This is a genomic window from Paludisphaera mucosa (genome assembly GCF_029589435.1).
Taxonomy (GTDB): Bacteria; Planctomycetota; Planctomycetia; order Isosphaerales; family Isosphaeraceae; genus Paludisphaera; species Paludisphaera mucosa.
On sequence record NZ_JARRAG010000001.1, the window covers coordinates 411,297 to 431,660 of the forward strand.

Annotated in this window: 12 protein-coding genes and 1 pseudogene; 6 read left to right on the forward strand and 7 right to left on the reverse strand. The window is 72.8% G+C overall.

Features of this window, described 5'->3' with window-relative positions; translation table 11 throughout:
• Nucleotides 1-518: 518 nt before the first annotated feature.
• Nucleotides 519-4,064 carry an Ig-like domain repeat protein gene (locus PZE19_RS01740; protein WP_277858860.1) on the reverse strand — a complete coding sequence of 1,182 codons (3,546 nt, stop codon included), beginning with the start codon at nucleotides 4,062-4,064 and terminating at the stop codon, nucleotides 519-521.
• A gap of 299 nt (nucleotides 4,065-4,363) precedes the next feature.
• Between PZE19_RS01740 and PZE19_RS01745 the strand changes: the two genes are divergently transcribed.
• The gene (locus PZE19_RS01745; protein ID WP_277858861.1) at nucleotides 4,364-5,956 is read left to right on the forward strand and encodes a glycosyltransferase family 87 protein; all 1,593 of its coding nucleotides are present in this window, start codon (nucleotides 4,364-4,366) and stop codon (nucleotides 5,954-5,956) included.
• A gap of 84 nt (nucleotides 5,957-6,040) precedes the next feature.
• Nucleotides 6,041-6,412, forward strand: coding sequence for a hypothetical protein (locus tag PZE19_RS01750; protein WP_277858862.1), 372 nt, complete (start codon nucleotides 6,041-6,043; stop codon nucleotides 6,410-6,412).
• Between the two features lie 27 nt (nucleotides 6,413-6,439).
• Here the strand turns inward: PZE19_RS01750 and PZE19_RS01755 are convergent, their stop codons facing one another.
• Nucleotides 6,440-7,690 carry a serine hydrolase domain-containing protein gene (locus tag PZE19_RS01755; protein ID WP_277858863.1) on the reverse strand — a complete coding sequence of 417 codons (1,251 nt, stop codon included), beginning with the start codon at nucleotides 7,688-7,690 and terminating at the stop codon, nucleotides 6,440-6,442.
• A 444-nt stretch (nucleotides 7,691-8,134) separates the two neighbouring features.
• On the opposite strand from PZE19_RS01755, the gene PZE19_RS01760 reads away from it, so the two are divergent.
• Complete coding sequence (locus PZE19_RS01760) at nucleotides 8,135-9,691, forward strand: Mur ligase family protein (RefSeq protein WP_277858864.1); 1,557 nt, start codon at nucleotides 8,135-8,137, stop codon at nucleotides 9,689-9,691.
• 12 nt (nucleotides 9,692-9,703) lie between these two features.
• Here PZE19_RS01760 and PZE19_RS01765 read toward each other — a convergent pair whose 3' ends face one another.
• The 3 genes from PZE19_RS01765 to PZE19_RS01775 all read right to left on the reverse strand — a co-directional run bounded on the left by PZE19_RS01765 (nucleotide 9,704) and on the right by PZE19_RS01775 (nucleotide 14,650).
• Nucleotides 9,704-11,809 carry a redoxin family protein gene (locus PZE19_RS01765; RefSeq protein ID WP_277858865.1) on the reverse strand — a complete coding sequence of 702 codons (2,106 nt, stop codon included), beginning with the start codon at nucleotides 11,807-11,809 and terminating at the stop codon, nucleotides 9,704-9,706.
• 125 nt (nucleotides 11,810-11,934) lie between these two features.
• Nucleotides 11,935-14,316: an FG-GAP-like repeat-containing protein gene (locus PZE19_RS01770; protein WP_277858866.1), complete on the reverse strand. Its 2,382-nt coding sequence runs from the start codon at nucleotides 14,314-14,316 to the stop codon at nucleotides 11,935-11,937.
• 55 nt (nucleotides 14,317-14,371) lie between these two features.
• A complete protein-coding gene (locus PZE19_RS01775; protein ID WP_277858867.1) occupies nucleotides 14,372-14,650 on the reverse strand; it encodes a hypothetical protein in 279 nt (92 codons plus the stop codon).
• 350 nt (nucleotides 14,651-15,000) lie between these two features.
• Between PZE19_RS01775 and PZE19_RS01780 the strand changes: the two genes are divergently transcribed.
• On the forward strand, nucleotides 15,001-16,251 hold the full coding sequence (locus tag PZE19_RS01780; protein WP_277858868.1) for a serine hydrolase domain-containing protein: 1,251 nt from the start codon (nucleotides 15,001-15,003) through the stop codon (nucleotides 16,249-16,251).
• Between the two features lie 312 nt (nucleotides 16,252-16,563).
• Here the strand turns inward: PZE19_RS01780 and PZE19_RS01785 are convergent, their stop codons facing one another.
• Nucleotides 16,564-17,400 (reverse strand): LysM peptidoglycan-binding domain-containing protein, encoded by an 837-nt coding sequence (locus PZE19_RS01785; protein ID WP_277858869.1) that lies wholly within the window; start codon nucleotides 17,398-17,400, stop codon nucleotides 16,564-16,566.
• Between the two features lie 615 nt (nucleotides 17,401-18,015).
• Between PZE19_RS01785 and PZE19_RS01790 the strand changes: the two genes are divergently transcribed.
• The gene (locus tag PZE19_RS01790; protein WP_277858870.1) at nucleotides 18,016-18,525 is read left to right on the forward strand and encodes a hypothetical protein; all 510 of its coding nucleotides are present in this window, start codon (nucleotides 18,016-18,018) and stop codon (nucleotides 18,523-18,525) included.
• Nucleotides 18,526-18,544: 19 nt separating this feature from the next.
• Here the strand turns inward: PZE19_RS01790 and rsmH are convergent, their stop codons facing one another.
• A complete protein-coding gene (rsmH, locus tag PZE19_RS01795) occupies nucleotides 18,545-19,522 on the reverse strand; it encodes a 16S rRNA (cytosine(1402)-N(4))-methyltransferase RsmH (protein ID WP_277858871.1) in 978 nt (325 codons plus the stop codon).
• A 360-nt stretch (nucleotides 19,523-19,882) separates the two neighbouring features.
• Between rsmH and nusB the strand changes: the two are divergent.
• Nucleotides 19,883-20,272 (forward strand): annotated as a pseudogene (gene nusB / locus PZE19_RS01800) (transcription antitermination factor NusB); the annotation flags it as partial.
• Between the last annotated feature and the right edge of the window lie 92 nt (nucleotides 20,273-20,364).

The following is a 20,364-nucleotide window of genomic DNA, read 5'->3' on the forward strand; positions in this document are numbered from 1 at the left end:
CCGGCGCCGGGGCCGCGACGACCGCGGCCGGCGCGACGGCCGGCGGCGCCGGCGCGGCCTCTTGCGCAGCGACCAGTGCGGGGCCCATAAACATCGCGGCCGCCAAGGCCAGCGACCTGAAGCCAATGCAGGGGTGCATGATCCCAATCTCCGGATTTTTCTAAGGTTTTTGAACCGTCGGCTTCGACGGTTGATCGAAGCTGAGGTTGGCTCGGGGCTTTGCCGCCCATGGCCCATTGCAGGCCGAAGTCTCGCGAACCTGAGATGTCGCGGGGGTGGCGTCCAGCCTGGATCCGGCGGCATCGACGCCGCCGGCGGAAGGCCGGCTCCTCACCTTAATTGATTCGTCACGCTTCGCGTCGTTTCTCGAAGTGCGACGAAGTGATTCTGATCCGATTAGACACCACATCGACCGCTTCCGGAAGGGGGATCAGTCGAAATTCGCGAGAATTCGGCCCCCGCCCGCGGCCGCGAAGCCGCCCCGCGACCGCGTCGGCCCGGCCGATATCCATGCAAGTCTAAATATCGGAATGTTTTGGGCCTAGGCCCGTGTGGGCTTGGCGTACGCGGGCGCGCGGCCGGGCGGCGTCGAACGTCCGCATCCGTCCCCGAAAAATCCCCGCCGGGGGCCCGGCGGGCCAGGCCGGGGGCCGGGTCGTCGAATCCGAGACGTTCATAAGAGTCGCTGACGATTTCAAAACATACGTCGCGGGCGAGTCGTTCGACTTCTGCGAAAAGTCCACCGTCGCCGATGCAGACGCAGAAGCCGCCGCGCCGGCCGGCCGGATCGTCAGCTTGTAGACCGGCGAGGACGACGCGGACGTGCCGGGGTCGCCGAGGTAGACCATCTGGAAGTAGTGGTCGCCCGGAGCGAGAGCGGTCGTCGCCAGGGTCGCGGCGATCCGGCCCCCCGCGTCGGCCGCGACCTGCTCGAACGCGATCGGCCGGCCGCCGTCCAGGAACATGACGCCGCCGAAGGGAAGGATGACGGTCCCGGAATATCCGACGAACGCCGTCAGAGTCACGAGCGAGCCCGCCGCCGCCTCGGTGGGGAGCGCGACCGACAGGCTCGACGACCCGCGCACCACGGTCAGCGGGGCGGCGGACGACGCCGCCCCGAAGCGGACGCCGTCGCCGTCGTACGAGGCCGTCACCCCGTGGGCGCCGACCGCGAGCGTGGTGGGGAGCGAGAACGTCGCCCGGCCGTCGACCAGCGGGGCGGTCCATTCATTCGACTCGATCGCCAGGCGGATCGTCCCGCCGGGCGTCGCGCCGCCGGCCATCGCCGAGCCCGCGACGACGACGATCCGGAGCGGGTCGCCGACCCGCCGAGGGTTGTCATACTCGTGGATGACCAGATCGACCTTTTGCGGCACGACGGCGAGGCTCGCCGCGTCGGAGGTCGCGACGACGCCCCCGTGCGCCGTGAACGCCGCCCGGAATCGCTTGCCGGAGTCGCCAGGCCCGGCCCGGAACGCGAGGACGAGTCCGTTCGCGCCGGGGACGTCGGCCCACGTGAGGCCGCCGTCGCCGCTGACCTGCCATCGCGCCGAGGCGAAGGCCCCGCGGGCCTCGGCGGTGAACGTGGCGACGGCGTCGACGAGCACCGCCTGTTCGGCGGGCGAGACGGTCGCCCCGGCCCGCGCGTCGAGGTAGGCGTACACGACGCCTCGCGAGTGGCCGTCGACCGTGGCGGGCCGGAAGGCCGTGACGAACAGGACGCCGCCGGCCGCGAAGGTCGTCGCGCCGAAGTTGTCCTCCGCCGCGCCGCCGGCCTCCGTCAGCCGCGCGACGTACGACCACGACGCGCCGGATCGCTCGAAGACGTGCACGGCTCCTTCGCGCCTCAGGCCGTCCACGGCGGCCTCGTGCGCCGTGGCGACGATCGTCGCCCCGTCGGGGGTGAAAGCGAGCTTGGCGCCCCCGAGCGTGCCGGAGCCGACCGGGTCGTCGGCGTAGGCGTCGGGCGGGGTCAGGACGTCGGTCCGCGTCCACGTCGAGCCCGATCGGCTCAGGACGAGGATCGCCGGCCGCGCGTCGGTCGCGGCGGCGCCGACCGTCGCCCCGGCGATCGCAGTCGCCCCGTCGGGGCTGAGGGCGGCCCGGCCGCTGAGCGACAGGACGCCGCCGAAGGTCCTCGCGTTGAGGAAGAGGTCCCGCGTCCAGACGCCCGCCGTCGCGGAATAGATCGCGGCCAGGCCCCCGCTCGGCGGCGTCAGCGCGGAGATCAGCAGCGTGGCGCCGTCGGCGGCGAGCTCGACCCCCACCGTGGCGTCGACGGCGACGGTCGTCCCCTCGGCCGGTTCGAGCTCGGTCGCCTGCGTCCAGCCGTCGTCCCCGCGGGCGAAGACGTAGGCCGAGACCTTGTTGGGGAGCTGCGCGGCCCCGCCGCCGCGCTCGGCCCCGACCGCGACGACCCGGCCGTCGCCGCTGATCGAGGTCGAGTATCCGAAGCGATCGCTCGCGCGGCCGTCGGACGCGGTCAAGATCCGGGCGAGCGCCCACTCTGCGCCGGTGCGCGCGTAGACGTAGACGGCCCCCTGCGACGTCCGGCCGCCGACGGCCGTCAACGGCGCCCCGACCGCGAGCGTCGAGCCGTCGGCGCTCATGGCGACGTCGAAGCCGAAGTACTGGGCCTCGGGCGCCCAGAGCCGGGCGGTGAGCGACCAGGCGTCGCCCGACCGGACGAAGACCGAGACCGATCCCGACCCGCCGGCCGTCGGGTCGACGACGCCCTGGTACGCGCCGACGGCGAGCACGCCGCCGTCGGCGGACGCCGAGATCGACTGGCCGAAGCCGTCGTCGAGCCCCGCCGTCAGCGAGGTCAGCAGTTCGAACGGCTGGCTCGCCGGCCCGGCGTCGAACGCGGAGAGCGAGCCTCCGGGGGCGTCCGACGCCGCGATCGACGGCGGCGGGGCCGAGGCGGTCGAGCCCGCGGCGCCGATCGCCCCGGCCGCGCCCGATGGGACCTCCGCCCCCGCCGGCCCGACCGTCAGGACGTACACGCCCGAAGACGTGGCGAGGGTCCGGTAATTCCCCAGGTAGACGAGCTGCAAGTAATGCGGGCCCGCCGCGAGCTGAGCCGTGCTGAACGTCGCCACGTAGGCGCCTTCGGCCTGTCGGACGAGCTGTTCGAAGCCGATCGGCTGCCCGCCGTCCAGGAACATGACCCCGCCGGGCGTCGCGTAACCCTCGGGCGCCCATTGGACCACGGCGGCGGTCAACGTCACGGTCGAGCCGAACGCCGACTGGCTCGGGATCGCGACGCTCATCCGGGACGCCCCATTCTGCACGACGAGCGGATCCAGGTCGGCCTCGACGGCCCCGGCGTAGGCGTCGCCGCCGTAGGAGGCGTGGAACGCATAGGTCCCCGGGTCGAGCGTGTCGGGGAGATCGAAAGCGGCCTGGCCGCCGACGAGCGTCGCGGTGAGCTGGAGCGGGCCGACGGAGACGCGTACGACCCCCCCGTCGGGCGCGGCCAGGCCGGGCACGCCCGTGGAGACGCCGACGGTGATCGTCATCGCCTCGCCGATACGCCGAGGGTTGGCGCCCAGAGCGACCGCGATGGTCGACGGCGCCGGCTGCAGGTCGAGGGTCGCCGGGTCGCTCGCCGCGACGTCGGCCGGGTCGCCTCCCGCGAACACGGCGCGGACCTGCCGGCCGCTCCGGCCGGGTTGCGTCGCCATGTCCAACCAGGTCCGGGTCGTCCCGCCGATCGTGACCGCCCGGTCCCCGCCGGCGACGTCGAGCCAGGTCGCGCCGCCGTCGTCGCTGGATTGCCAGGCGACCGAGAGGCCGGGGGCGTCCGCGGACGCCGCGAATACGGCCGTCTGGCCGACGTACACGTCCACGTCGCCGGGCTGGTCGACGACCGTGAATGACGCCGTCGCGCCGAGCGTCGCCGATGCCGCGAGGTCGGCCAGACCGGGAGGACCCGCCGTCAGGCCGAATGCCGGCGCGAGGCGGACCTCCATCGGCTCGAGCGTCGGCCGCATCCGACGCGGCGGCCGCCGGCCGGCGGAGCGTCGGGGCGAAAGGGCGGGGCCGAGGTCCCGCCGCGTCATGCGATGATCGTCCATCGGGGATAAGCCTGTGGGAAGGACGAAAGATCGTATCCTGCTTATTCAAGCTGAATGATGCTACCATGAGGTCAAGCAGGATTCCATGAACATTCTGCGCTTCTGCGGCGGTTCGGGGCCGTCGGCTCCCTGATGAACTTCGCGATTGACGTTCTCGAAACCGGGGCCGGCGATTAGGATTCGCCGATCCATCGGATGGATCTTTTCGACTCGAGGATGAGACGACCCCGGCGACGCGCCGGGCGGCCTCGTCCGCCCGTTCGCTTGGGGAGACCCCTCGGATCATGGCGCACCCGGACGAGCCAGGCTCGGGAGACGGCTGGAACAGGGCCCCGCGCATCCGTCGCGACGCCGCCGACGCGCGGCCGGCCCCCGAGGTCCCCGCGTCCGAGCGCCGGCGACCCTGGCTGCTGGGGCTGACGGCGATCCTGATGGTCGTCTTCTCGGCCCCGCCCCTGACCAACTTAGTCCGCGGCGAGCCGAACAAGGACTACAGCCTCTGGTACCAGGTCGGCGCCGCCATGCGCGACGGCCTGGAGATCTACCCCGACCCGGACGCCAACCGGCTCTTCCCGTTCATGTATCCGCCGTCGGCCGCGGCGCTCCTGGGGTACGTCAGCTACCTCGGCCCCTACGCGACGGGCGTGCTGCTCGTCCTGGCGCATTCCCTGGCGTGGCTCGGGGCCGTGCTGCTCTCGGTCCGGCTGGCGACGGCCGGCGGCGCGGGTATGCGGAACCCGATCCTCTACGTCGTCCCGTCGCTCGTGATCATCGCCCTGATCCACAATACGTACCTGCTCGGTCAGCCGAACCTGACGCTGCTGATGCTGCTGCTTGCGGCCTTCCTCTGCCTCCAGAAGGGCCGGGACGGTTGGGCGGGGGTGCTGGTGGCGACGGGCGCGGCGATCAAGGCGTTCCCGATCCTGGCGCTGGGGTACTTCGTCTACCGGCGGCGGTGGCGGGCGTCGGCGGCGACCGTGGTCGCGCTGGCGGCCTGGCTGCTGGTCGTCCCGCTGGCCTTCCGCACGCCCCCGCAGGCGGTGCGCGACGTCAAGGTCTGGGCGGGCGGCATGCTCTTCACCTACAACAAGCAGGGGATCGCGCAGCGGCCCTTCCGGTCGTTCAGCTACAAGAACCAGTCGATCATGGCGATGGCGCACCGCCTGCTGCGCGACGTGCCGGCCGACGGCGAGGCGGTCCTGGCGAAGCGCGTCGCCGCGATCCGCCGCGAGCGCAAGGTCGGCGAGTCCGACGGCGTCCGCCGCGACGGATCCTTCGACCTGAAGACGATGCTGACCGCCCCGCCGCAGGGCTCGACCGCGCTGGCGACCGCCTTCGCGGGCATCGACGAGGACCTCAAGAAGGCCTGGAAGGTGAACGTCGCCTCGTGGGATTTCCGCTCCGTGACGCTGGCGACGCTGGCCGGCATGGCGGCCCTCGGCCTGTTCACCCTGGCCGTGCTGCCTCGCGACCGCGAGCGGACGCCCCGGACCGACGCGCTCGAGTTCGCCCTCGTCACCCTCCTGATCGTGATGTTCTCGCCCCTGTCGTTCAACTACGCGTTCGTCTGGCTGATCTACCCGGCGACCGTCGCGTTGAACGAGGCCTTCGAGCATCCCGCGGCCGATCCCCGCCGCCGCGCCATCGGCCGCGCCTGGCTCGCCCTGATCCTGCTCCTGCCGGCCACGGCGATCGCCTTCCCGCTCTACGCCCAGGCCTACGGGAACCTCTTCGTCCCCGCGCTGCTGCTCGTCTTGACGCTGGGATGGACCCTGCACGAGGTGCGTCGCGAGTCGAAGGTCGACGAGACGGCCCCAGCCCGACGGAACGCCGACTCGACCCGGCTCGCCGCCGGCGCCGAAACCTCCCCGGCCTGATGGGGCGGCGCTGTTCACGGGGCGGACGGGCTCGGTAGAATCGCGGCGCGGCGACCATGCGACGATCGTCCCCGAAGCCCTCAGATGAGGCGTCCGACGATGGCGGAATACCTCGCCTCGATCGCGTTCGTGTCGGCGCTCGTCCACCTCGCGATCCGTCGGTACGTCGTCGCCAGCGTAATGGGAGCGGCCCTCGGCACGGCGGCGACCATGCTCGTCGAGGCCGCGAGGGTCGACTTCCAGGTGAAGCCCGGGTGGGTTGCGCCCCTCTTCCTCGTCGGCTTCGTGGTGGCCTTGCCCGCCGGCTTTCTCGCCGGCGTCCCCTTCCGGCTCTGGCGAAACCATCGCAATGCGAGCCGCGCCGAACCCGGTCGAAACCAGCCTGTGGCGATGGCGGCCCGGTGGAGGAACTTGACCTCGTCGGGTGCGTGGTCGTCGCGATCGCCGAAGAGCTAGCCGATACCCGGGGCGAACCCGTCCGAATCAGGGATTCGCGGCCTCGCACGCCGCCTCGCGGATGGCCTTGGTCGTCCCGCCCCACATGCCTTCGAGGGCCGTGTTGGAGAGGCTGACGACGGTCAGCTTCCGCACGGGGTCGACGAACCAGTAATGGCCGTAGACGCCGCCCCACTGGTAGGAGCCGGCCGAGAGCGGCGTCTGGGCGACGGCGGGGTCGGTGACGACGGCGACGCCGTAGCCGAAGGCCCATCCGGGGCCGCTCGCCACGCCGGTCAGGTCGCCGGTCTGGGGGCTCGTCATGGCGCGGGCCGTCTCGGGCTTGAGGATCGGGCCGCCGCCCTTGCGGATCGCCTCCAGGAGCGTCAGGACGTCGCGGGCCGTGCCGATCATGCCGCCGCCGCCCGAGGCGTACGAGGTCGGATCGAAGGCCCGGCCGGGCTCGAAACGGACGCCCGCGCCGTCGCCGAACGGGACGACCTGGACGGCCGCCATCCGCGCAGGTTCGGGCGAGCCGTCGACGTAAGGGACGACCAGCCGCGCCGGGGGCGGGTAGAAGAACGAAGCGTCCTTCATCCCCAGGGGGCCCGTCACGGTCCGCTCGACGAGCGTCGGCAGCGGGTCGCCGCCGGCGCGCGACACGACCGCGCCGAGGACGTCGGTCGCCAGCGAGTAGCGCCAGGCCGTCCCGGGCTCGAAGAGCAGGGGGGCGGAGGCCAGTCGCCGCAGGTTCTCGTCGAGCGTCAGGCCGGGCTGGTCGAGGCCGTCGGAAACCCCAGCGCGGTGATACGGCCCGTCGGCCGGCTCGGCGAAGCCGTAGCCGAGCCCCGAGGTGTGCGTCAGCAGATGGCGGACGGTAATCGCCGGCGCGCGGCCGTCGGCGAGCCTGGGACGGAAGCTGGGCAGCCATTTCGTCACCGGGTCGTCCAGGCTCAGGCGTCCCTCGTCCACCAGGGCCAGCGCCGCGGCGCTGACGATCGGCTTGGTCACGGACGCCAGCCGGAAGACCGCGTTCTCCCGCATCGGCCGACCGGCCTCGCGGTTCGCCATCCCGACCGCCCGATGATAGACGACCTGGCCGTCGCGGGCGGCGAGCACGACCGCGCCGACGATCCGCTTCTCCTCGATGGCCCGCTCCAGGACCGTATCGAGCCGCGCGACGATCGGGTCGGGAGGGGCGGCCGACGTCGCGCCGGCGGCGAGTAGGCAAGCGAGCAGCGCCCCGAGGCGCAGGGCGAGGTCCGAGGCGAGGCGGTGTTTCGGCGAGATGCGAATCATGGGTCGAGTTGTTCCTGAATCGAGGTGCGGGCCGATCCCGGATGCAGCCGCATGGGCGGCTTCGCAGATGGCGGCGACTTTATCAGAATCCTTTTTCGGCCGCACGATGACGCAAGCGGGCCCGCCGGCGGCGACGCAAGCCCGGCGCAACCTCTCTTGATCGTCATTCCGCCCGGCTTGGCATTGCCTTTTTCGGGGGGTTCGCCAAGAATGCCGCGACCTGCTGGCGATGCACCTCCCATGTTGACGGCGGCCCGCAACGGGCCGGGACGGATCCAGGATCTGGGGAATCGAGACGCATGAAAGACGTCGTGCGACATGATGGCGCGGGCCGAGCGTGAAGACGTCGGCCCCGGCACGCGGGCGGTAATGGATGACGCCGCGGGCCGGATGCGGGGGGTGTACGGAAACAGGGCTGGCCGGCAAGGCAAGGAGGCGATGCCCATGGCACGCTGGTTCGTCGATCGTCTGCCTCAGCGGGGGATCCCCTCGGTGAGCCTCAGGAGGCTTCTCCCGGAGGCGAAGTTCGTGGGATGCCCCGACTGGGAGGTCACCGGCTGCGCCGTGGACCACCGCCGCCTCGACCCCGGCCAGGTGTTCGTCGCGGTCCGCGACGCTCGCTACGACGGCCACGGCTACGTCCGGGAGGCCCTCGACCGAGGCGCCGCGGGGGTCGTCGTGGAACGCGAGGTCCCCGAAGCGGGCCGGCTCCAGGTGGTCGTCGACGACGCCCGGGCGGCCCACGCGCGGCTCTGCCAGGCGCTGGCCGGCGACCCGTCGGAACGGCTCGCCACCCTGGGCGTCACGGGCGTCTACGGCAAGACGGTCGTCAGCCTGATGACCCGGGCGATCCTCGACGCCGCGGGCCTCCGCTGCGGGCTGGTCGGCGGCAACGGCTGGTCCGACGGCCTCGTCGCCAGGCCGCCGGGCGCGGGTTCGAGCGTCGCCGAGCCGGCCGGGACGTGGCCGGGGGGCGCGCCCGGCCTGGCGTCGATCCTCTCGTACATGGTCGAGCAGAAGTGCGAGGCCGGCGTGATCGAGATCGGGGCCGAGGCCCTGGACTCGCGCTGCCTCGAAGGCGTGACCTTCCAGGCCGCCGTGGCGACCGACCTGGCCCTGCCCCCCGGCTCCCCGGCCGAGGCCGCCCAGCGGCGGCGGCGGGCGAAGGCCCGGCTCTTCCGCAAGATCGCCCCCGGGGGCGCGGCGGTGGTCAACGACGACGACCCGGATTCGGAGATCCTCGGCGGCCTGAACCTGGACGCCCGCCGCGTGAGCTTCGGCCTCGAACGGCCGGGCCGGGTAGACGTCTCCGCGGTCGTCGCCCGCTCCGACGCATCGGGCTCGCGGTTCCTGCTCCAGGGCTTCGACCGCGCCGCGTGGGTCGACCTCCGGCTGGTCGGCGTGCGGCACGTCGGCCACGCCCTGGCCGCCGCGGCGCTGGCCTGGTCGCTGCACGTCGACCGCGACGCCGTCGTGGCCGGGCTGGAGAGCGTGGCGGGCGTCGCCGGCTATCTGGAGGCGATCGACGAAGGCCAGGACTTCGACGTCCGCGTCGACGGTGCCCGCACCGCGACGCCGCTTTCGCAAGCGCTCACCGCCCTGCGATCGGTGGCCGCCGGCCGCATCCACCTCGTGCTGAGCGCCGAGGGGGGCCAGGACCGCGCCACGCGGCGGGCCCTGGCGCACGTCGCCGAGACCGCCGCCGACCGCGTCGTCCTGACCCTGGGCGACCCCCGCGCCGAGGACCCCGACGGCGTGCTCGACGACGTCCTCGGGGGCTTCCGCCGGCCGGGCAAGGTGCAGGTCGAGCCCGACCGCCGTCGCGCGATCGAATCGGCCCTGTCCGACGCCCGCGAGGGCGACGCCGTGCTGATCGCCGGCAAGGGCCGCCACGCCTACCAGATCTTCGCCGACCGGGTCGTCCCCTTCGACGACTTCGCCGTCGCCCGCCGCTTCCTGAACGGCCGCCAGGCCCGCGCCGCCGTAACCCGCCGGGCCTGAGCCCGGCCCTCCTCAGCGCTTCAGGTCGACGATCGGGCAGCCGATCGCCTCGACCCGGGGCTCGGCGACGGGGCGGCCTTCGAGGACGGCGTCGATCGCACCGCGAAGGTCGCGGCGGCCGGGCTCCGGTCGCTGCCGCCCCAGCTTGCCGAAGCGGTCGTCGATCCGGCCGCGATAGGCGATCGCCCCGTCCGCCGCGATCACCGCGGCCTCGGGGGTGGTCGTCGCGCCGGTGCGACCGACCAGAACGTGGTCGCCGTCGAGCAGGATCGGCAGGTCGATCGCGTGCTCCCGGGCGTGACCCGCGGCCCTCGCCGACGACACGTCGGGATCGACGTGGACGAGCAGGAAGCTCACGGGTCGGCCGGCGTAATCGCGGGCGATCCGGCCGATCTCGGGGGCGTACTGGTTCGCGACCGGGCAATCGGGGGCGACGAAGAAGAGCACGTTCGCCTTCGTCCCCTCGGCAGGCCGGAGCGGCCGCCAGCCCCGGCCGGAGAGGTCCTTGATCGTCGGGTCGGTCGCCGCCGGCGCGGACCCCGAGGGGGCGTCGCCGGGCGGCAGCAGGCGTCGGAGCCCTTCCCGGATCCCGCCGCCGCCGCGAGCTTTCAAGAACTCGTCGAGTTTGAGCGCGCCGTCGCGGTCGGCGTCGAGCAGGCCCATGAAGGGGCGGAGCCGCTCGGGCACCTCGTCGCGTTGCAGCTTGCCGTCGCGGTCGGCGTCGAGCACGTGGAAGATCGTCGCCATCCGCTCGGGATCCATGTCCCGGAGCGGGTTGCCGCCGGGCCGGCCGCCGCCGAACAGCGTCGGGGCGCGATAGCCGGCGGCGTCCGCCTCGTCGACCGCGACGAAGACGAGCGTGACCGCCCCCATCTCGTCCGTCGAGGCCTCGCCCCAGCGCACGTGCACCGGGGGATTCGACGGGTTGCGGGGGTTGTCCTTCGAGTTGTCGTACACCAGGGTGGTGCGGACGACGGTCCCCTTCGGCAGCCGCACGGGCTCCGCGTAGTTGTAGCGTCCCTGCCAGTTGAAGTCCCAGTCTTCGATGGCGAACAGCTTCCGCTCGCCGCCGTCGGGCAGCTCGGCGACCGCCTTCATCGTCTTGCAGAGGTAGTGCGCATGGCCGCCGACCGCGACGACGTCGACGTCGAAGGGGGCCTGCCATTCGCCGCGGATCGTGAACGCCTTGTCGCCCGGCTCGATCCCGCGCCCGCCCAGCTCGGTCGCGATCCCGAACGCCATCGGCGCCTGCACCCCCATGAGCTTCTTCTTGGGCGGCTCCTTGGCGAAGTAGAGGCCCAGGCTGGTCTGCTCGCGTTCCGGCTTGCCCGAGGGGTGGAAGTGCATCTGCACGACCAGGTCCGACCCCTTCGCGAGAGGGAAGGCCAGGCCCTGCGGCAGGTGGCGGGGCGTGGCCCCCACGGCCCAGCCGCCGAGCGAGCCAGTGCGGGGGAAGCCCATCCGCCCGAAGCCCAGGCCCGGGTCGGCCTCGTCCAGCTTGCGGGCCGAGCCGGTCGAGTCGAGGAAGTAGAGCGCGTGGTGGACCACCGCCCGCGCCGTGGGGCGGATCTCGACGGCCGTGACCCAGCGGTCCTCGGACTGCTCCAGCGGCAGGACGAACATCCGGTACACGTCGGGCCCGTCGGCGGGGACGTCGAACGCCTCGGGGAGCGTGACGACCAGGTCCGGCTCGCCGAGCGCCCAGCCGCCTTCGCGGAAACGAGGCGTGGGGGGCGTCTTCTCGGCCGGCCCCTCGGCCATGCCCGATTCCACCCAGCGGTCGATCAGGGCGACCTGCTCCTCGGTCAGCCGGCGCTCGTCCTGAAAATGGCCCCAGCCCTTCGCGGGCGGCCACGGGGGCATGTAGCCGCTCTTCGCGACGTCGCGGATGAGCGCCCCGCGCTTCTTCACGTCCCGGTAGCTCATGAGCGAGAACGGCGTCCCCTCGCCCGGCCGATGGCACGAGGTGCAGTTGTCGAAGACGATCGCCGCCACGTCCTCGGCGAAGGTGGGCGGGGCCGGCCTCGGATCGTCCCCGGCCGCGACGGCGGCCGAGGCCAGGAGGGTCGCGATCGCCGCGACGAGGCGGATCGATCTGGAGGGATGCAGGTTCGCCATGTCTTTCGCCCTTTAAGAAGAGTCGGCCGACGCCGCGGTTTTTCGACGCCTCCTACCCTGGAGAACACGGGAAACCCGGTTTGGTTCCGCGGCCGCCGGAAATGCGGCCCGACGGCCGAGCCGCGTCACGGCTTCTTCGCCGGCTCGGGGTCCGCGACGGACGTGTGGTCGTGGACGATCTTCCAGCCGTCGGGGAAGCGCCGGAGGATCAGCGTGAAGAGGCCGTGGGGCTCGGCGCCGTCGGGCATCACGAGGTGCCAGCCGCCGCGCGCCATCGCGGCGTCGGGGCCGAGGGTCTCGACTTCGAGGCCTGAGAAGTCGAGCTTACCCATCGCGCGGCCCTCGGCCTTGTAGCGCGCGTGGTAGCGGTCGCGGGTCGGCCGGAAGCCGACGGTCTTCGTCCCGCCGGACTGGAAGACGAGGTCGGGCGAGTCCCAGTAGGTCGTCAGGAAGCCGTCGAGGTCGCCGGCGTTCCAGGCGGCTTCCTGGCGGGTCAGCACCTCGCGGACGTCGTGCGCGGGGTCGTGCTCGACGGCCGGAGTGGCGGCCTGGCCGACGGACGTCGGGTTGCGCAGGACGTAGAACCGGCCGTCCTCGGCGCCGCCCAGGAAGTCGGGGACGCCGTCGGCGTCGAAGTCGACGACCGTCGGGCTCACGTCGTGGCCTTCGATGTTCCGGTTCGACAGCAGTCCCGCGTTGCGGAACGTCCAGCCGCCGTCGCGCGAGCCCTCCTGGCGGTAGAAAAGGGCGTTGGCGGCGTTGAGCAGCAGGTCGAGCTTGCCGTCGCGGTCCCAGTCGACGACGCAGATTTTACGCCGGCCGCTGCCGCCGGCGGCCTTCGCATTCAGCCGCAAGGGCTCGCCCGACTCGCTCAGGAAGGCCCGCCGGGGCGGCAGCAGGACGAGCGAATCGCCGCGGCGGGCGCGTTCGAAGAACGCGAGATAGCCGTCCTGGTCGAGCATCACCAGGTCGACGAGGCCGTCGCGGTTCCAGTCGACGGCGACGGGCGTGGTCCGCCACTGGGTCAGCAGGGCGTCCCCTTCGGGCCGCAGCCAGCCCCAGGCGAGGTGCGGCTGGGGATGCTCGGCCGTCCAGGCGACCTCGATCGGCCGCGCCGCCGCGAGCTTCGGCACCGTCCGCGTGCCGACGTTTTTGTACCAGTGGACGCGGCCCAGGATCGAGTTGACGAGCAGGTCGGGCAGGGCGTCGCCGTCCCAGTCGGCGAGGCTCAGGGTCGTGTAGCCCCACTTGGCCTCGCAGGGGCCCTGGATGCTGCCGTTGGGGCCGGCCGTGATCCGGATCGTCCGGCCGTCGGCCTCCAGCAGCCGGGGCGCGGCCCATCGGGGCCTGGCGACGCCCGGCCCGCTCAGGTTCTCGACGAAGCCGATATAGCCCGCCGTGTTCCCCGAGACGACGTCGAAGTCGCCGTCGCCGTCCCAGTCGAACCCGAAGGGCGTGGCGAGCGCGCCGAACTTGACGTCGTCGGCCTCCTGGCGGAAGTAGACCGGGGCGAGGAACCGCGGCGTGCGTGCGGGGCCCACCGATCCGGCGTTCTCGACGAGCGCCACCCGGCCGTCCTCGTCGCCGACGATCAGGTCGAGGTCGCCGTCGAGGTCCCAGTCGATCGCCGTCGGCGTGATCATCTCCAGGTCCATGACCAGCGGCGCGCCGTCGGGCCCCGCGAGTCGGCGCCCCGGCGCGTAGTCGGGCTTCGTCCGCGTGCCGACGTTCTCGAAGTAGGTGAAGCCGTCGAGGAACTCGCCGCAGAGGAGGTCCAGGTCGCCGTCGCCGTCGAAGTCGCCGAAGTTCGGCGAGGGCCAGCCGAAGACTTCCAGGGCCTTGTCGCCGATCATGATCCTGAACGGGTCGTCATATTTCGGTTTGTCGCTCTCGCCGACGTTGCGTGCGACGTAGACGAGGCCGCGCAGCGGCCCGCGCGTCCACCTGCCCGAGGCGTCGTAGCCGTCGTCCCAGCCGTAGTCCGTCCAGTCGTCGGCGCCGACGACGACGTCGAGCCGGCCGTCGCCGTCGTAGTCGACGTACCGCCAGAAGTTGCCGCGGACCTTGTTGGGGTGGACGTTCGCCGGCAGGTCGAGCTTCTCCCCGCGCTCCAGGCCCGACTTGAGGAAGTCGGGATGCTCCATGCCCGGCGAGAGGACCCGCGGGCGGCCGTCGACGTGGCTCACCTGGACGTTCTGCAGCCCTTTGCTGATGCGCCGGCCCGGCTTGAAGACCGGCCACTTGACCTTCGAGGTCGGCCCGGTCGCGTTCTCGAAGAAGTAGACGCCGTTGTACGGCTTGTCGGGGCAGTCGACGACCAGGTCGAGGTCGCCGTCGCCGTCGAAGTCCATCGGCAGCGGCCAGGCCCAGAGCCCCACGCCCAGGTCGACGACGAGGCCGGGGTTGTTGAACTTGAGCCGCTCCAGGTCCTGCGCCGGGGCCGCGGTCGTCGCGAGCGCCAGGAGGATCCCCGCGGCCGACCGCAGGCGGGCCGACGTCGTTCCCATGGGTCGTCTCCGATCGGTATCGCCGCGGGACGGGCCGCCGCCGTCCCGGCCGACCTCAACCGGGCGCGAAACGTTTCCTGAGCGAGGCGAACAGCCCGCCCCTCCCGGCCGATGCCGGCCCGCCATTGTAGTCGCAGAGCCGGAACAATTCCTCCAGCTTGCGGCGGAAGGCCCAGTCCGACGTCAGGCCGCACAGGCGGTCGAAATCGGTCTTGCTCATATAACCGCGAAAGCGGAGCCGGCGCGCGGCCGGGTCGAACGACAGCCGGTCGGCGTACTCCGCGGGGACCGCGAACCCGTCCGGCAACCTCTCGAGCGCGACGAAGCGATCCACGGGACCCTCCATCAAAATCGAGGCGATCGTGGCATCCGCCCCCGGAATCGGAGACGGCGGGACAAACCCTGGAGCGTGCGAGCGGAGACGTCGACGTGCCCGCGCGACGGCGCGTCTTACGAGCCTATCTGGATATCAGCGACCTTCGACGGACGGCCGAGCCCGGAATCGGCGCGGAAAGAAGGCGCGTCGCGTCATCCAGTTTATCGGACCCGCGCCACGGGGCCGGTTCAAGCGAAATCCGCGGGCCGGCCGGTTGCGAGCCGGTCGTTCCGGATCTATGCTCGATGGATTCGGCGTCGATGCGGCCGATGCGTGCGCAGGAGTGCGGCCGGACAGGAGGGGGCGTCATGACCCGTCGGCGCGATTGGCTCAGGTCGGTGGTGGGCGGCGGCGCGGCGGCCTTCGCCGGGACGTGGGGCGTGGGTTCGTCGGCCCAGGAGCCGTCCGCGACCGGGGCGGGCGCGCGACGGACGGTCCGCCGGCCCGTCGTCCCGAACCCCGAGCGGAATGCCCTGCGGCCGGTGCTGGAGCCCTGGGAGTCCCGCCCGCCCATCGACGCCCAGGCGCAGGCTCTCCTCGAAGCGATCCGGGCCCGGCACAAGCTCCCCGGCCTCGTCGGCGCGATCGCCAAGGGCCCCGCGGTCGTCTCGATCGCCGCGACGGGCGTGCGCAAGGTCGGCGAGGACGACCCGATCCGCGTGGGCGATCAGATCCACGTCGGCTCATGCACCAAGGCGATGACGGCGACGCTCGTCGGCACCTTGTTCGAAGAGGGGCTGCTGGGGGCGTCGAGCACGCTCGCGCAGGTCTTCCCCGAGTACGCCGACCGACTGCACCCGGATTTCCGCGAGGCGACGCTCTCGCACCTGCTGACCCATCGCGCGGGCCTCCCGCACGACGCCGCGTGGTGGGACCTGCCCGGCCGCAACCCGACCGAGAAGCGATACGCCGCGCTCGTCGACATGTGCTCCGTCGCCCCCAAAACGCGGCCCGGGCGGACCTACGCCTATTCGAACGTCGGCTACGTGCTCGCGGGGCTGATGGCCGAGCACGTCACGGGCGCGACGTGGGAAGACCTGATGCGGGCGCGGGTCTTCGAGCCGCTCTACATGTATTCCGCCGGCTTCGGGCCGCCGGGCGGCGACGACTCCTCGCGCGACGTGCAGCCGTACGGCCACGAGATCGTGCGCGGGAGGCTGCGGGCGGTCCGCCACGACAACCCCGAGGTCATGGGCCCGGCGGGGACGGTGCACTGCTCGATCGTCGACTGGGCGAAGTTCGCCGTCGCCCACCTCCGCGGCGAGCGCGAGGGGGCCAAACTGCTGCTCCCCGCGACCTATCGCGACCTGCACACCCCGCCGCCGGGCTCGGACTACGCCGGCGGCTGGCTGGTCTTCGACCGGCCGTGGGCCGGGGGCCGGGCGCTGAACCACGCCGGGAGCAACACCATGTGGTACGCCAACGTCTGGCTCGCCCCCGCGCGAGACTTCGCCGTCCTCGTCGCCACCAACCAGGGCGGCGGCACGACCGCCAAGGCCGCCGACGAGGCCGTCGGAGCCCTGCTGGGCCGCTACGAGGCGGCCTTCGCCGGCGTTTGAAGCCCCGCCTCTCCGACGCGATCGGATTTCCTGGGCGCGGGCCGCGTCACGGCCGTCATTTCCCCGCGATCGCAATCTCTATTCCGCGATCGTGGCGCATGCTTTCTTGAAGGCGCGGCCTTGAGTAAGCCCGCTCCACTGTCATCGCGGCGCAGGCGATTCCCCGATTTATTACGCGAAAAACGACGTACGAAGCCAAGTCCTGGGGCCGTTTTCTCTGCCTAACGGATCACGTGTAAATAGGATAAGTCGATCGGCTTCGTTGGTCTCCCGGGGCGCACGAACCCGATTTCGGACCCGATGGGGGAGGGCTCACTCGGCGTCGTCGGGGAGGTCCAGGATCTGGCCGACGACCAGGTGGGCGGGATCGTCGACGGCGTCGCGGTTGAGGTCGAGGATCTCGCGGGCTCGCCGCGAGTCGCCCAGGCGGTCGCGGGCGATGGAGCGGAGCGTCTCGTGGGGCCGGACCTTGTGGACGGGAGCCTTGGCCCGACGGGGGGCCGGCGCGGGCTCGTCGAGCTCGTCGCGCGGCGACGTCCGGCGGCGGTCGTCGCGATCGGCCGCCCGTTCGGTCGAGGGGTCGGAGACGGGCAGGTTCAGCTCGCCCTCGGGGCGGCTGGAGCGGCGGACCGGAGTCGCGCCGGCGGGCGCGGCCGTCTTGACCGCGGGCGTCTCGGGCTGGCTCGGGTCGCGGTTGCGGGCCGAGCGGCCGCCCGGGGGGTCGATGAACGCGGGGTCCAGATCCTCGGGGGGCGGGATGCGGACGACGGCCCCGACGTACAGGTCCTCCAGCCGCTGGAACTGGTCGGCGTTGGCCTTGCCGAGCGCCCGGTAGTAGCGGCCGGAGGCGTAATGGGTCCGCGAGATCGTCCAGAAGTTCTCGCCGGGCTGCACCTTGTGCAGCACCGTGTCCATCTTGCCCTCGTCGCGCTTCGCGACCGAGGCCGCGGTCGCCGTCGCGGCCGTGGCCGCCGCGGCGGCCGCCGCCTTGGCCCCGCCGGAGACGAACCGCACGGGATCGCCGACGTCGATGCGGGCGTCGTCACGCAGCGGATCCGCCGACGAGCCGGAGCGCGGGTCGAGATCGTCGTTCAGGCCGACGTCCATGGGGTCGAGCCTGGGCTCGCCCGAGCTGTGCTTGATCGGCACCCATCCCTCGGTCGACTTGGGGGCCGCGGCCTCGGCCGCGACGGGGGCGGCCGCCGCCTCGGGGACCGACCGGGGCAGTTCGGCGGGGGCGGTCGGAGGGGCTGCGACGGGGGCTGCGACGGGGACGGGGACGGGGACCGGGACGGGCGCGGCGGCCGGATCCGCCGGAGTTCCGCCGGCCGGCGGCGTCGCGGGGGCGGGTGCGGGGGAGGAGCCCGGATCGGCGACCGGCGGCAGGCCGCCCTCCGCCGGAGTCGGCGCCGGGGCGGCGCCCGCTCCGGGATCGCTTGCGGGTGCGGGCGCCCCGACGGCGGGCGGGAGATCGGCGGCCGGTTCCGATCCGGGCGCGGCGGGCCGGCTCGCTGCAGGGCGGGTGCGGGGCCGGGGCCGGGTCGGGCGGCTCGGCGGCGGGCGTCAGGCGGCGCCAGCGCGGGGCCGCCGGGCTTCGACCCGTCGTGGGCCGGCTCCGGGGTCGGGGCGGGCGCCGGCGCGGGGGCCGGGAGGTCGTCCTCGGGCTTCAAATCGGCGCTGGCGAGCAGGAGCGAAGGATTGGGTTCGGGGGCGGGGGCCGCGCCCAGGTCGGGGAGGGCCGGGTCGGCCGCCTTGGCGTCGACCATGGCCGGCAGGTCGGGGAAGCCCTCGCCGCTCGCCTGCTTCACCCCGTCGGCCGCCGGCGCGGGGGCGTCGGCGACGGGCGTCGGGGCTGGCGCAGGGGCCTCGGCTGCCACGGCCGCGGGGGCGGTGGGGGGCGTCGCCCCGTCTTCAGGACCCTTCGCCGCGGGGGCCGCCGGATCGACCGCGGGGGCGGCGCCGGCGTCCTTCGCAGGCCGGGGGGCGGCCGCGCCCGGCCCCGGCAGCTGGACGGTCGGCGACTTGCCGGGCTTCACCGAAAGCACGCCGCAGAGCACGAGCACCGACAGGCCCGAGGCGATCGACGCGCGGGGGTACGCGCGGGCCAACCCCGCTCCGCGGGCGGCCGTCGCCGAGGCCGTGCGCAGGCCCGACGAGGCCATCGGCCCGATCCCGCCCAGGATCTTCGCCAATCCGCCGGGCGTCGACGCGCCGTCCCCGTCCGCCTCGCTCGCGTCGTCGTCGGATTCGGCCTCGGGCTCGGAGGAGGCGTAGGCGTCGTCCGCGTCGGCGTTCAGGTGCTGGGGCTCGTCGGGGTCGGGGTAGGTTCCTGATTCGACCATCGTTCGGCCACCCTTAGTTTGGCGCTGCGGGCGCGGGGATTGACGGCCGTTTCCTCGGCCGTCGCGATGACGGGTTTCTTGGTCAGGACGGTCCACCTCGGGTCGTTGCGGAACGCCCACTTCGTCGGACGGTCTTCCAGCGAATGGAAGCTGATGATCGCGGCGCGGCCGCCGGGCGCCAGGATGTCGGGAAGCTCGGCCAGGATCGCGTCGAGGTGCTTCAGCTCGTCGTTCACCAGGATCCGGAGCGCCTGGAAGACGCGGGTCGCCGGGTCGATGGGGCCGTGCCGCAGCTTGCCCGGGATGCACCGGCGGACCAGCTCGGCGAGCTGCCCGGTGGTGGTCAGGGGCTCGGCGTCGCGGGTCTCGACGATCCGCCGGGCGATCCGGCGGCTGAACCGCTCCTCCCCGAACTCGAAGAACGCCGTGGCGAGGTCCTCGGCCGACGACTCGGCCAGCAGGTCGGCGGCGGTCGGGCCGTCGGAGGTCGGGTCGAACCGCATGTCCAGCGGCCCGTCCGAGCCGAAGCTGAAGCCGCGATGCCGCCAGGCGAGCTGGTCCGACGAGAGCCCCAGGTCCAGCAGCACGCCGTCGACCTCCCCCGCGGCGATCCCGCGCCCCGCGAGCTTCTCCCGCATCGCGCTGTAGGGCGCGTGCACGAGGGAGACGGGGAGCCCGGCGGTCGCCTTGCGGGCCAGCTCCAGCATCTCCGGGTCGCGGTCGAAGGCCACCACGCGGCCGGAGTCGCCGACCCGACGGGCCAGGGCCGCGGCGTGGCCGCCGGCTCCGGCCGTGCCGTCGACGAGGATCGACCCCTCGCGCGGGGCGAGCCAGGCGACCACCTCGTCGATCAGGACGGGGCGGTGGACGGCCCGCGGAGCCCGCTCGGGTTCGAGCCCGCCTGGATCCGGCGTCTCCTCGGGTGACACGGCCTGGACGCTCGTTTCCGTGAAAGGGCGACGAACCACCCCGCCGTCGAGATGGTGCGCCGGAATCTACCCGACCGCCCGTTCCTGTCAATCCCGACGCCCCGGCGGGCGCCCGGCCGGCCCGGACGATCGCTCTCCATCTTTATCGATCGTCGCGCGGCGAACGTCCCCTTGAGCCCAAGTCCGCGGCCCCCCGCCGCCGCCGCGGCCTCTGGCCTTTCCGCGGGGGGGAGCCCCGGGATATGATGACTGGGAAAGAATAAAGGGTTCGGGCGGCGCCGTCGCGAGACGAGACTGCGGACCAGGGACGGCGAAGCCGTGCTGTTTGATCGAGGCCGAGGCGGCCGGGGCGAGTTCATCATGACGCGACGTTCTCGGGGGCGCGAAGTCGCCCTCCAGGTCCTGTACCAGCTCGAGCAGAACTCGGGCGTCATGACGGCCGACGTCCGTCGCTTCATCGACCGCCGGCTGCTGGGCGACCGCGACCTGATCGCATTCACCGTCGGCCTGATCGAGGGCGTCCAGAAGCATCAGCCGGCGATCGACGAGGCCATCAAGCAGGTCGCCGAGAACTGGCGGCTCGACCGCATGGCCGCCATCGACCGCAACATCCTCCGCGTCGGCGCGTTCGAGATCCTGCATCGCCCCGAGGTCCCCGCCAAGGTCGCCATCAACGAGGCGCTCGAGCTGGCCAAGCGTTACAGCACCGCGCAGTCGAGCCGGTTCGTCAACGGCATCCTCGACAAGGTCCTCCAGCTCCAGCACCCCACGCCCAAACCGGCTGCGGAGGTCGAGCCGGAGCCCGAGGCCGACGTGGAGCCCGATCCGGCTCCCGCACCCGA